The organism is Vibrio sp. J502 (genome assembly GCF_025397955.1).
Taxonomy (GTDB): domain Bacteria; phylum Pseudomonadota; class Gammaproteobacteria; order Enterobacterales; family Vibrionaceae; genus Vibrio; species Vibrio anguillarum.
This window is the reverse complement of sequence record NZ_CP104554.1, coordinates 2,540,882-2,553,680: the sequence shown is the minus strand read 5'-3', so window position 1 is coordinate 2,553,680 and position 12,799 is coordinate 2,540,882. Positions and strand designations below refer to the sequence as shown.

11 protein-coding genes and 4 tRNA genes are annotated in these 12,799 nt (G+C 45.0%); 14 read left to right on the top strand and 1 reads right to left on the bottom strand.

Translation table 11 applies throughout. The features are described 5' to 3' along the window. The first annotated feature begins 4 nt into the window (after positions 1 to 4). Together murB and birA are read left to right on the top strand one after the other, a co-directional pair. On the top strand, positions 5 to 1,051 hold the full coding sequence (gene murB / locus N5E84_RS11785; RefSeq protein WP_069212256.1) for a UDP-N-acetylmuramate dehydrogenase: 1,047 nt from the start codon (positions 5 to 7) through the stop codon (positions 1,049 to 1,051). Further along, positions 1,048 to 2,010 (top strand): bifunctional biotin--[acetyl-CoA-carboxylase] ligase/biotin operon repressor BirA, encoded by a 963-nt coding sequence (gene birA / locus N5E84_RS11780; RefSeq protein ID WP_019282719.1) that lies wholly within the window; start codon positions 1,048 to 1,050, stop codon positions 2,008 to 2,010. Before murB ends, birA begins: the two co-directional genes overlap by 4 nt. 13 nt (positions 2,011 to 2,023) lie before the next feature. Here birA and coaA read toward each other — a convergent pair whose 3' ends face one another. Next, positions 2,024 to 2,947 carry a type I pantothenate kinase gene (coaA, locus tag N5E84_RS11775; RefSeq protein ID WP_010318972.1) on the bottom strand — a complete coding sequence of 308 codons (924 nt, stop codon included), beginning with the start codon at positions 2,945 to 2,947 and terminating at the stop codon, positions 2,024 to 2,026. Positions 2,948 to 3,159: 212 nt separating this feature from the next. On the opposite strand from coaA, the gene N5E84_RS11770 reads away from it, so the two are divergent. The 12 genes from N5E84_RS11770 (at position 3,160) to rpoB (ending at position 12,778) form a co-directional block, all read left to right on the top strand. Beyond that, a tRNA-Thr gene (locus tag N5E84_RS11770) sits at positions 3,160 to 3,235 on the top strand. A gap of 30 nt (positions 3,236 to 3,265) precedes the next feature. Beyond that, positions 3,266 to 3,350: transfer RNA gene (locus tag N5E84_RS11765), tRNA-Tyr, on the top strand. Between the two features lie 34 nt (positions 3,351 to 3,384). Continuing rightward, a tRNA-Gly gene (locus tag N5E84_RS11760) sits at positions 3,385 to 3,459 on the top strand. Between the two features lie 10 nt (positions 3,460 to 3,469). Then, a tRNA-Thr gene (locus N5E84_RS11755) sits at positions 3,470 to 3,545 on the top strand. A gap of 101 nt (positions 3,546 to 3,646) precedes the next feature. Continuing rightward, positions 3,647 to 4,831 (top strand): elongation factor Tu, encoded by a 1,185-nt coding sequence (tuf, locus tag N5E84_RS11750; RefSeq protein ID WP_013857920.1) that lies wholly within the window; start codon positions 3,647 to 3,649, stop codon positions 4,829 to 4,831. A gap of 253 nt (positions 4,832 to 5,084) precedes the next feature. Continuing rightward, a complete protein-coding gene (secE, locus tag N5E84_RS11745) occupies positions 5,085 to 5,465 on the top strand; it encodes a preprotein translocase subunit SecE (RefSeq protein WP_026027616.1) in 381 nt (126 codons plus the stop codon). A gap of 12 nt (positions 5,466 to 5,477) precedes the next feature. After that, complete coding sequence (gene nusG, locus N5E84_RS11740) at positions 5,478 to 6,026, top strand: transcription termination/antitermination protein NusG (RefSeq protein WP_013857954.1); 549 nt, start codon at positions 5,478 to 5,480, stop codon at positions 6,024 to 6,026. A gap of 133 nt (positions 6,027 to 6,159) precedes the next feature. Further along, positions 6,160 to 6,588 (top strand): 50S ribosomal protein L11, encoded by a 429-nt coding sequence (gene rplK, locus N5E84_RS11735; protein WP_010318965.1) that lies wholly within the window; start codon positions 6,160 to 6,162, stop codon positions 6,586 to 6,588. A gap of 4 nt (positions 6,589 to 6,592) precedes the next feature. Next, positions 6,593 to 7,294 carry a 50S ribosomal protein L1 gene (rplA, locus tag N5E84_RS11730; protein WP_013857952.1) on the top strand — a complete coding sequence of 234 codons (702 nt, stop codon included), beginning with the start codon at positions 6,593 to 6,595 and terminating at the stop codon, positions 7,292 to 7,294. A 288-nt stretch (positions 7,295 to 7,582) separates the two neighbouring features. Then, complete coding sequence (gene rplJ / locus N5E84_RS11725; RefSeq protein ID WP_026027617.1) at positions 7,583 to 8,071, top strand: 50S ribosomal protein L10; 489 nt, start codon at positions 7,583 to 7,585, stop codon at positions 8,069 to 8,071. 60 nt (positions 8,072 to 8,131) lie between these two features. Further along, the gene (gene rplL / locus N5E84_RS11720; protein WP_010318962.1) at positions 8,132 to 8,497 is read left to right on the top strand and encodes a 50S ribosomal protein L7/L12; all 366 of its coding nucleotides are present in this window, start codon (positions 8,132 to 8,134) and stop codon (positions 8,495 to 8,497) included. A gap of 252 nt (positions 8,498 to 8,749) precedes the next feature. After that, complete coding sequence (rpoB, locus tag N5E84_RS11715) at positions 8,750 to 12,778, top strand: DNA-directed RNA polymerase subunit beta (protein ID WP_010318961.1); 4,029 nt, start codon at positions 8,750 to 8,752, stop codon at positions 12,776 to 12,778. Positions 12,779 to 12,799 lie beyond the last annotated feature (21 nt).

Below are 12,799 nucleotides of genomic sequence, written 5' to 3'. Positions count from 1 at the left end.
TGCCATGCAATTACATCCCAATGCGAGCTTAAAAAAATACCACACTTTTGGCCTAGAACAATCTTGTCAATTATTAGCTGAAGTTTTCTCTGTGCAAGATTTGGTGGAAATTTACCAGAGCGCAGAATGGCAGACTTTGCCTAAGTTAATGTTAGGAAAAGGTAGCAATGTCCTTTTTACTTGTGATTTTCAAGGAATGGTTTTAAGCAACCAACTGAAAGGGTTACAGCACACGCAGGATGATAATTACCATTATTTGCATGTTTCTGGTGGTGAGGATTGGCCTTCACTTGTTGAATGGGCTGCGAAGCAAAATATTGCAGGTCTTGAAAATTTGGCTTTGATACCTGGTTGTGCAGGTTCTGCTCCTATCCAAAATATTGGCGCTTATGGTGTAGAGTTTCAAGATGTGTGTGATTACGTTGATTATCTCTGTTTAGACTCCTTAACCGTCAAGCGCCTGAGCGCCAAACAATGTCTATTTGGTTATCGTGATTCTATTTTTAAGCACGCTTTGCACAGCAACGCGATCGTTGTAGCGGTAGGACTAAAGTTATTGAAGCAGTGGCAACCCGTACTGAATTATGGACCTTTGCAAGAGCTGGATAGTCACACCTGCCAAGCTATTGATATTTATAAACGGGTATGCGCTACTCGCAATGCCAAATTACCCGATCCGCGGGTGCTAGGTAACGCAGGAAGCTTCTTTAAAAATCCAATTATTAGTTTAGAACATTGGCAGGCTCTTCTTGAGAGTTATCCCGATCTTGTTTCTTACCCCGTGGAAGAAGGCAGAAAAGTAGCGGCTGGGTGGTTGATTGATCAGTGTGGGCTCAAAGGGTATAGCTTAGGTGATGCTCAAGTGCATCCGAAGCAAGCTTTAGTGTTGGTAAATAAAGGTAGCGCTACAGCCTTTGATGTTATTCAACTAGCGATTAAAGTTTGCATAGCAGTTCAGGATAAATTTTCGATATCTTTAGAGCATGAAGTCCGATTTTTAGATGCGATTGGTGAAACGAACCTTGAGCATCTTGCTAAGGAATTAAAGTGAAAGAGCACAGTGTCAAACTATCATTACTTCGTCATCTGGCCAGTGGCGAGTTTTGTTCTGGTGAGTTGCTAGGAGCAGAACTTGGTATTTCTCGCGCTGCAGTAAGTAAGCATATTAAAGGGATTCAGGAGTGGGGAATTGATATTTTCCGCGTCCAAGGCAAAGGCTATCAGCTTGCTCAATCACTGAATCTACTTGATGCGACACAGATCCAAAATGCCGTGCATAACCCTGTCGAGCTTTTCCCCATTATCGATTCAACCAACCAATACCTGTTAGAACGTGTAGATAACCTTGTTTCGGGCTGCGTTTGCTTAGCAGAGTATCAGGCTAATGGACGGGGTCGGCGTGGGCGTCAGTGGATATCGCCTTTTGGCAGCAATCTTTATGTTTCCATGTACTGGCGGCTCGACGCGGGGATGGCGGCCGCAATGGGGCTTAGCCTTGTGGTCGGGGTCGCGATTGTGGAAGCGCTAGCAAGCATCGGATTTGACGGTGTAAAGCTTAAGTGGCCGAACGATCTCTATTTTCAGGATAGAAAGCTGGCGGGCATTTTAGTAGAAATGACAGGGCAGGCTGGCGCAGCGGCACATTTAGTGATTGGGATGGGAATGAACATTTTCATGCCCGAAAATGAGCAAGCCATTGACCAGCCATGGGCAAGTTTGTCGCAGGTAGCCGACGGTCTGAAAATAGACAGGAACTTGCTCGCTACTGTCTTTATTCAATCATTAGACCAAGCGCTACGTGATTACGAGCTTTATGGGATGAAGGATTTTATACCGCGCTGGAATCGACTCGATAACTTTATTGGTCGAAAAGTTAAACTGCTTATGGGCCCCAAAGAGGTCTATGGTGTGGTGCACGGGATCAACGAATATGGAGCGGTGTTGCTAGAAACAGAGAATGGAATGGAGAGTTACATTGGTGGCGAAATATCGTTACGCAAGGCAGAGTAACCGCTTTACCAAACTATTTTCTTAGTAGTATCTCTTCCACAGTATGATTGAGGCCTTTACGCAAAACTAACTGAGCGCGCTCTTTGGTCGGTAAAATATTATGTTGCAGATTTTTACCGTTGATCGAGTGCCAAATGCTCTCAGCTTTTTCTCTCGCCTCTAGCTCAGACAGTTTTGTGTAGTGGCTAAAGTACGACCCCGTCTCCTTAAAGGCGCTGTGACGAAACTTCATAAAGCGTTCAACATACCACTTTTCAATAAGTTGACTGTCCGCATCGACATACAGTGAGAAATCTAAGAAATCAGATATAAACACTCGATGTGGATCGTGTGGATAATCCATGCCGCTTTGCAAGACGTTCAATCCTTCAATGATCAACACATCTGGCCTATCGACGACTTTCTCTTCAGTGGTGATGTCGTAAGTAAGATGTGAATAGATCGGCGCGCTTACATTTCTTTTTCCTGCTTTAACATCCGACACAAACTGTACCAGGCGTTTCATATCATAAGATTCAGGAAACCCCTTTTTCCCCATAATTCCTCTCTCATTAAGAATTTTGTTGGGAAAAAGAAACCCATCTGTCGTAATCAGTTCAACTTTGGGATGATTCTCCCAGCGTGAAAGAAGCGCTTTTAACAAACGCGCCGTAGTACTTTTCCCAACGGCGACACTTCCTGCGATGCCGATGATAAAAGGAGGCGATATATCGGTATTACCGAGAAATTGATGCAAAACCGCATTTCGGCTTTGTCTGGCGGCCACGTATAAATTAAGTAAGCGAGCCAAAGGCAGATAAATCTCAGCCGTTTCTTTCATCGTTAGGTTTTCATTAATACCTTGTAGCTCTTTTAAGTCAGCCTCAGAGAGAGTCATCGGGACAGAGTTACGTAGCTCGGCCCATTGATTGCGATCAAAAGAGATATAAGGACCCATAAAATACCTAACGATGAATGACAGAAAAAAGAAGAGGATGAAACATACATTAAGGTGAAAAGAATGGAAATGCCTTAAACGATAGAATTGAGTGAGAAAACGCATTTTGCTTGAAAAAGCAACGAACAGGCGAGATTTATGGAAAATTGGTTTTTTTTTAATATTTAGGCTTGCAAGGCTGAGCATCATTCAATAGAATGCGCTCCACTTATGCCGACTTAGCTCAGTAGGTAGAGCAACTGACTTGTAATCAGTAGGTCACCAGTTCGATTCCGGTAGTCGGCACCATTCTTTTTCGAAAGAATGAAGAAAAAATTTGGAGGGGTTCCCGAGTGGCCAAAGGGAGCAGACTGTAAATCTGCCGGCTCCGCCTTCGATGGTTCGAATCCGTCCCCCTCCACCATATTCTTAAGGAAATAGCTCTCAGAGTTACGTGTGCGGGCATCGTATAATGGCTATTACCTCAGCCTTCCAAGCTGATGATGCGGGTTCGATTCCCGCTGCCCGCTCCAATTTTTGAGTGCTGATATAGCTCAGTCGGTAGAGCGCACCCTTGGTAAGGGTGAGGTCCCCAGTTCAACTCTGGGTATCAGCACCAGCTCTCCAAGCAATTATCTCCTTTTGATATATACTCCTTACCAATAATTTTGGTTGCGTGGTCATCAAAGCCACCTAAATCCGTACCTAGAGGGACAACTCATGTCTAAAGCAAAATTTGAACGTACGAAACCGCACGTAAACGTTGGTACTATCGGCCACGTTGACCACGGTAAAACAACTCTAACTGCTGCTATCTGTACTACACTTGCAAAAGTGTACGGTGGTGAAGCGAAAGACTTCGCATCTATCGATAACGCTCCAGAAGAGCGCGAGCGCGGTATTACAATCAATACTTCTCACGTAGAGTACGATACACCAGCACGCCACTACGCACACGTAGACTGCCCAGGACACGCTGACTATGTTAAAAACATGATCACAGGTGCTGCGCAAATGGACGGCGGTATCCTAGTTGTTGCTGCAACAGATGGCCCAATGCCACAAACTCGTGAGCACATCCTACTTGGTCGCCAAGTTGGTATTCCTTACATCATCGTATTCATGAACAAATGTGACATGGTTGATGATGAAGAGCTTCTAGAGTTAGTAGAAATGGAAGTTCGTGAGCTTCTATCTGAGTACGATTTCCCAGGTGATGACCTACCAGTTATCCAAGGTTCTGCACTAGGCGCACTAAACGGCGAAGAGCAGTGGGAAGCGAAAATCATTGAACTTGCTGAAGCGCTAGACACTTACATTCCAGAGCCTGAGCGTGCAGTAGACCAAGCATTCCTACTACCAATCGAAGACGTATTCTCAATCCAAGGTCGTGGTACAGTAGTAACTGGCCGTATCGAGCGCGGTATCCTACGTGTAGGTGACGAAGTTGCGATCATTGGTATCAAAGACACAATCACAACGACTTGTACAGGTGTTGAGATGTTCCGTAAGCTGCTTGACGAAGGTCGTGCAGGTGAGAACGTTGGTGCACTTCTACGTGGTACTAAACGTGATGAAGTAGAACGTGGTCAAGTATTAGCGAAACCAGGTTCAATCACTCCACACACTAAGTTCGAGTCAGAAGTGTACGTATTGTCTAAAGATGAAGGCGGCCGTCATACTCCGTTCTTCAAAGGCTACCGTCCACAGTTCTACTTCCGTACAACGGACGTAACAGGCGATATCTCTCTACCAGAAGGCGTAGAGATGGTAATGCCAGGTGACAACATCCAAATGGTTGTAGAGCTAATCGCTCCAATCGCGATGGATGAAGGTCTACGTTTCGCGATCCGTGAAGGCGGTCGTACAGTAGGTGCTGGTGTTGTTGCTAAAGTTATCGCTTAATTGCTGATTTAGCCGTTTAAATACGAATAGTATTTGACTAACGACTACCAAAAAGGGCATCATTTGATGCCCTTTTTCTGCACTAAATTTGGCCGTTGTCGATTTGTTGGTCGATAAAGCCAGTGCAAAGGATTTAAGATAGAGACATTTCTATCTTGATGAGTATGTATAGGTAGCTTTACCTGTGCTATGGATTTGCCCTGCAACAGCGGGGTTGTTGTCGTCTATGTTAAGACTTGTAACAGGTTGGTTTATGAAAGCAAACAATGCTGAAATTCCTGATAGCTCAAGTGCAGCAGACACATTTAAGTGGATTGTCACTTTTGCTCTGTTAGCTGCCGCTGTTGTGGGTAATTACCTGTATGGTGAAATGTCTGTAGTGCTTCGCGCTGCAGGTGTGGTTGCGCTGATTATTGCAGCACTCGGTGTTGCTGCGACAACCACAAAAGGAAAAGCGGCGATTGCGTTTGCGCGTGAATCTCGTATGGAAGTTCGCAAAGTGGTATGGCCTACACGTCAAGAAACCATGCAAACAACATTAATCGTTTTAGCTGTAAGTATCGTAATGGCTCTAGCACTTTGGGGCATCGACGGCATTATGGTTCGTCTTGTCGCTTTCGTGACTGGGGTATAGAGGGTTTAATACATGAGTGAAGCTCCTAAAAAACGCTGGTATGTAGTTCAAGCCTTCTCTGGATTTGAAGGTCGCGTAGCGCAATCGCTGCGTGAGCATATCAAGATGCACGCAATGGAAGAATTCTTCGGTGAAGTTCTTGTTCCAACCGAAGAAGTTGTTGAAATGCGTGCAGGTCAACGCCGTAAAAGTGAGCGCAAGTTCTTCCCAGGCTATGTATTGGTACAGATGCTCATGAATGATGAGTCCTGGCACTTAGTTCGTAGTGTTCCTCGTGTAATGGGTTTCATTGGTGGAACCTCCGATCGTCCTGCACCTATCACTGACAAAGAAGCCGATGCGATTCTTAATCGTCTAGAGAAAGCGAGCGAAGCTCCGCGTCCTAAGACGATGTTTGAAGCAGGTGAAGTGGTTCGTGTTAATGAAGGTCCATTTGCTGATTTCAACGGCACCGTTGAAGAAGTGGATTACGAGAAGAGCCGCATTAAAGTGTCAGTATCTATCTTTGGTCGTGCAACTCCTGTTGAACTTGAGTTTGGCCAAGTCGATAAGCTTGATTAAAAAAACACCTTTTAGGGTTGTTAAGGGCGTGAAATGTGATTATAATTTCGCGCCTTATTTACACGTCTTTATGACAAAGTAACCGGGGAGCTGATCAGCTGATTGGCGTTTGTACCCACATTTAGGAAATATCATGGCTAAGAAAGTTGAAGCTTATATCAAGTTGCAAGTTGCATCTGGTATGGCGAACCCAAGTCCACCAGTTGGTCCTGCACTAGGTCAACGTGGCGTTAACATCATGGAATTCTGTAAAGCGTTCAACGCAAGAACAGAATCAATGGAGAAAGGCTTGCCTACTCCAGTTGTTATCACTGTATACAGCGACCGTTCTTTCACGTTCGTAACTAAGACTGCTCCAGCGGCTGTTCTTCTAAAGAAAGCTGCAGGCATCAAGTCTGGTTCAGGCCGTCCAAACACTGAAAAAGTGGGCACGGTTACTGATGCTCAAATCCAAGAAATTGCAGAAGCGAAAGCGGCTGATATGACTGGTGCTGACATTGAAGCGATGAAACGTTCTATTGCGGGTACTGCTCGTTCAATGGGCTTAGTGGTAGAGGGTTAATATCATGGCAAAACTAACTAAGCGTATGCGCACTATCCGTGAGAAAGTTGACGCAACTAAAGAATACGAAATCAACGAAGCTGTAGCTCTTCTTAAAGAACTTGCAACGGCTAAATTCGTTGAGTCTGTAGACGTTGCTGTGAACCTTGGCATTGATGCTCGTAAATCTGACCAAAACGTACGTGGTGCAACTGTTCTGCCACACGGTACTGGTCGTGAAGTACGTGTTGCAGTGTTCACTCAAGGTGCAAACGCTGAAGCGGCTAAAGCTGCTGGTGCAGATTTAGTGGGTATGGAAGATCTAGCTGAGCTAGTGAAGAAAGGCGAAATGAACTTTGACGTTGTTGTTGCTTCTCCAGATGCAATGCGCGTTGTAGGTCAACTAGGTACCATTCTTGGTCCTCGCGGTCTAATGCCAAACCCTAAAGTTGGTACTGTAACTCCTAACGTTGCTGAAGCGGTTAAGAACGCTAAAGCAGGTCAGGTTCGTTACCGTAATGACAAAAACGGCATCATCCACACAACTATCGGTAAAGTTTCTTTCGAAACTAACCAACTTCAAGAGAACTTAGAAGCTCTTCTAGTTGCACTTAAGAAAGCGAAACCTTCTTCTGCTAAGGGTACTTACCTGAAGAAAGTAAGCATTTCTACTACGATGGGTGCTGGTGTTGCTGTTGATCAGAACACGCTAAACGCTCAAGCGTAATAATACATTTGATTAGGTGTGGAATTTGTGTATAATTCTGCGCCTAATATTTGTGGTTGGGGCTGATTTTAGTTCTTAGAACTATAACCCAGTCTCCGTCCAAGACCGTAGGCGTTATTTGTCTGTTTGATAAATGACTTAATCGTACCTACGTAGATGGTGCCCGAACTGACAGAAAGCATAATTTATTTTTTGAATAGATAAACTTTCTTCTGGGACTGCACCGAAATAACTCTCACTGTTGTGATAATAGTGAGTGGTGTAACGACAACCAGGAGTAAATCCAAGATGGCTTTAAACCTTCAAGACAAACAAGCAATTGTTGCTGAAGTCAACGAAGCGGCCAGTGGTGCACTTTCTGCAGTTGTTGCTGACTCTCGTGGCGTTCAAGTAGGCGCGATGACTTCTCTACGTAAACAAGCTCGTGAAGCGGGTGTTTACATGAGAGTTGTTCGTAATACTCTAGCACGTCGCGCAGTGGAAGGCACAGCTTACGAATGTCTACAAGACGTATTCGTAGGTCCTACTTTGATCGCATTCTCTAACGAGCATCCAGGTGCTGCAGCGCGTCTTTTTAAAGACTTCGCTAGAGAGAACAAGCACTTTGAAATCAAAGCAGCTGCATTTGAAGGCGCATTAACTGACGCAGAACTACTAGCGACACTACCAACTTACGACGAAGCAATCGCACGCCTAATGATGTGCATGAAAGAAGCTTCTGCTGGCAAGCTGGTACGTACTATCGCTGCTGTCCGCGATCAAAAAGAAGCTGCGTAATTCGCATTGCTTTTTATTGTTTGCTAAATAAACTTATTGTTGACTTAAAAGAGAATTGTTATGTCTATTACTAACGAGCAAATCCTAGATGCAGTTGCAGAAATGTCTGTAATGCAAGTTGTTGAACTTATCTCTGCTATGGAAGAGAAGTTCGGTGTTTCTGCTGCAGCTGCAGTAGTTGCAGGCGGCCCAGCAGCAGCAGCTGTTGAAGAGCAAACTGAATTCGACGTAATCCTAACTGCTGCTGGCGCAAACAAAGTATCTGTAATCAAAGCAGTACGTGGCGCAACTGGCCTAGGTCTTAAAGAAGCTAAAGCTCTAGTTGACGGCGCTCCAGCTGCAATTAAAGAAGCAGTTTCTCAAGCAGAAGCTGACGCACTTAAGAAAGAGCTAGAAGAAGCTGGTGCGACTGTTGAAGTTAAGTAATTATTACTTAATTTCTTAGCCGCAAGGCTAATGGCTGGTGGTTTATTGACCATCGGCCTTTTTGCGCTGTAGGGTATGGGTGAATTTTCCCGCTGTTTAGACGCTTATACTCGTGCAAAAGCACACAAACTATCATTTTTGAGTGATGTTGTGTTACTACAGTAAACAGCTGTTAGTCACTGTCCTATGACCCTTTATTTTTGAATAATTGGTGGGCAGTTTGGGTCACTTATCAGCGAGCTGAGGAACCCCATGGTTTACTCTTATACCGAGAAAAAGCGCATCCGTAAGGACTTTGGTACTCGTCCACAAGTGTTGGACATTCCATACCTGCTATCGATCCAGCTCGATTCGTTCGACAAGTTTATCGAACAGGATCCTGAAGGACAATACGGTCTTGAGGCTGCTTTTCGTTCTGTATTTCCTATTCAGAGCTATAACGGCAATTCTGAGCTGCAATACGTTAGCTATCGTCTTGGTGAGCCAGTTTTTGACGTTAAAGAATGTCAAATTCGTGGTGTAACTTATTCTAAGCCACTACGCGTAAAACTACGCCTAGTGATCTTTGATAAAGACGCGCCAGCAGGTACTGTAAAAGATATTAAAGAACAAGAAGTCTACATGGGTGAAATTCCACTCATGACAGACAATGGTACCTTCGTAATTAATGGTACTGAGAGGGTTATCGTATCCCAGCTGCACCGAAGCCCAGGCGTATTCTTCGACAGCGATAAGGGTAAAACTCACTCATCAGGTAAAGTTCTTTATAACGCACGTATTATCCCTTACCGTGGTTCATGGTTAGATTTTGAGTTTGATCCAAAAGATAACCTATACGTGCGTATTGACCGTCGTCGTAAACTGCCTGCATCGATCATTCTTCGTGCACTTGGTAAATCGACAGAAGAGATCTTGGATCTGTTCTTCGAAAAAGTGAAGTTTGAAGTCAAAGACCAAACTCTTCTTATGGAGTTGGTACCTGAGCGCCTGCGTGGCGAAACAGCGTCATTTGATATTGAAGCAAATGGTACCGTTTATGTCGAAAAAGGTCGTCGTGTAACGGCTCGTCATATTCGTCAACTAGAAAAAGATAACGTTGATTTTATCGAAGTACCCGTTGAGTACATCGTTGGTAAAGTCGCTTCTAAAGATTATGTCAATGAAGCAACTGGTGAAGTCATCGTTAGCGCAAACCAAGAAATTAGCTTGGAAGCATTAGCGAATCTTTCACAAGCGGGCTATAAGAAACTTGAAGTTCTATTTACGAACGATCTTGATCATGGTCCATTTGTGTCTGAGACGCTCCGCATCGACAGTACGGTTGATCGTATTTCTGCACTAGTAGAAATCTACCGCATGATGCGCCCTGGCGAGCCACCAACAAAAGAAGCAGCCGAATCGCTGTTTGAAAGCCTATTCTTCTCAGAAGAACGCTATGACCTATCAACAGTAGGCCGTATGAAGTTCAACAGCTCAATTGAGCGTGAAGATGCCGGCGAGCTTGGTACGCTTGACGAAACTGATATCATCGAAGTGATGAAGAAGTTGATCGCCATTCGTAACGGCATTGGCGAAGTGGACGATATCGACCACCTTGGCAACCGTCGTATTCGCTCTGTTGGTGAAATGGCTGAAAACCAATTCCGCGTAGGTCTTGTGCGTGTTGAACGTGCAGTGAAAGAGCGCTTAAGCCTTGGCGATCTTGATGCGATCATGCCTCAAGATTTGATCAATGCGAAGCCTATCTCTGCGGCCGTTAAAGAATTCTTCGGTTCTTCACAGCTTTCTCAGTTTATGGACCAGAACAACCCACTTTCAGAAGTGACGCACAAACGTCGTATTTCTGCATTGGGTCCTGGCGGTCTAACTCGTGAGCGTGCTGGCTTTGAGGTACGTGACGTACACGTAACTCACTACGGTCGTCTATGTCCGATCGAAACGCCAGAAGGTCCGAACATCGGTCTGATTAACTCATTGTCAGCATTTGCACGTTGTAACGAATACGGTTTCCTAGAAACTCCGTACCGTCGTGTTGTTGATGGTGTGGTGACTGATGAAGTTGATTACTTGTCAGCTATCCAAGAAGGTCAATTTGTTATCGCGCAGGCAAACGCCATTCTGACTGAAGAAGGTACGTTTGCAGATGAGCTGATCACAGCTCGTCAAAAAGGTGAATCTGGTCTTCACCCTCGTGAACATGTTGACTACATGGACGTTGCGACTAACCAGGTCGTATCAATCGCCGCTTCGCTTATCCCGTTCCTAGAACACGATGATGCGAACCGTGCATTGATGGGTGCGAACATGCAACGTCAAGCGGTTCCAACGTTACGCGCTGAGAAGCCGTTGGTTGGTACTGGTATCGAACGTAATGTAGCGGTTGACTCTGGTGTAACTGCCGTTGCCAAACGTGGCGGTATGGTGCAGTCAGTTGATGCGTCTCGTATCGTAGTTAAAGTTAATGAAGATGAACTTGTATCTGGTGAAGCGGGTATCGACATCTACAACCTAACTAAATACACACGTTCGAACCAAAACACATGTATTAACCAACGTCCTACTGTGATGCCAGGTGAACCTGTAGCTCGCGGTGATGTCCTTGCTGATGGTCCTTCAACAGACCTTGGTGAGCTAGCGCTTGGCCAAAACATGCGTATCGCATTCATGCCTTGGAATGGTTATAACTTCGAAGACTCGATCTTAGTATCTGAGCGCGTCGTTCAAGAAGACCGTTTCACGACTATCCACATCCAAGAACTTTCTTGTGTGGCTCGTGATACTAAGCTGGGCTCTGAAGAGATCACAGCGGATATTCCAAACGTAGGTGAATCGGCTCTGTCTAAACTAGACGAGTCAGGTATCGTTTACATTGGTGCTGAAGTTAAGGGTGGTGACATCCTAGTTGGTAAAGTAACGCCGAAAGGCGAAACTCAGCTAACTCCAGAAGAGAAGCTACTACGTGCAATCTTCGGTGAAAAAGCCTCTGATGTTAAAGATACGTCACTGCGTGTACCAAACTCTGTTTCAGGTACCATTATCGATGTTCAAGTTTTCACTCGCGATGGCGTAGAGAAAGACAAGCGTGCGCTTGAAATTGAACACATGCAGCTAAAAGAAGCGAAGAAAGACCTTACTGAAGAGTTCCAAATTCTTGAAGGTGGTCTACTAGCGCGTGTGAAAGCTGTACTGATCAATGGTGGCTATTCTGAAGCGAAGCTTGATGCGATCGATCGTAAGAAATGGCTAGAACAAACACTAGAAAACGACGAGCTACAATCTCAACTTGAACAGCTTGCTGAGCAGTGGGATGAGCTAAAAGCTGACTTCGATAAGAAGTTCGAAGCGAAACGTCGCAAAATCACTCAAGGTGATGATCTAGCGCCTGGCGTTCTGAAGATTGTTAAAGTTTACCTAGCGGTGAAACGTCGTATCCAGCCTGGTGATAAGATGGCAGGTCGTCACGGTAACAAGGGTGTAATCTCTAAGATCAACCCTGTTGAAGACATGCCTTACGATGAAAACGGTCAGCCGGTTGATATCGTATTAAACCCACTAGGTGTACCGTCACGTATGAACATAGGTCAGATCCTTGAAGTTCACTTAGGTCTGGCTGCAAAAGGTATTGGTGACAAGATCAACCAAATGGTTAAAGAACAACAAGAGCTGTCTAAGCAGCGTGAGTTCTTACAGAAGGTTTATGATCTTGGCGATACGCGTCAGAAAGTAGATATTGCTGCTCTGTCTGATGGTGATGTTCGTACTCTTGTGAACAACCTTCGTGGTGGTTTACCGATTGCAACTCCAGTATTTGATGGTGCATCAGAAGCATCGATCAAAGAACTATTAAGCCTAGCCGACCTACCAACTTCTGGTCAGCTAACACTGTTTGATGGTCGTACTGGTGATGCATTCGAGCGTCCTGTAACTGTCGGTTACATGTACATGCTCAAACTGAACCACCTTGTTGATGACAAGATGCACGCTCGTTCAACAGGTTCGTACAGCCTAGTAACTCAGCAACCACTTGGTGGTAAAGCTCAGTTCGGTGGTCAGCGTTTCGGTGAGATGGAAGTGTGGGCACTAGAAGCATACGGTGCTGCATATACACTACAAGAAATGCTTACTGTTAAGTCAGATGACGTTAACGGTCGTACGAAGATGTATAAGAACATCGTTGATGGTAACCATAGCATGGAACCTGGCATGCCAGAGTCTTTCAACGTATTGCTGAAAGAGATCCGCTCGCTAGGTATCAACATCGAGCTAGAAGACGAAGAGTAATCTTGGCGGTAAACCCTCTGG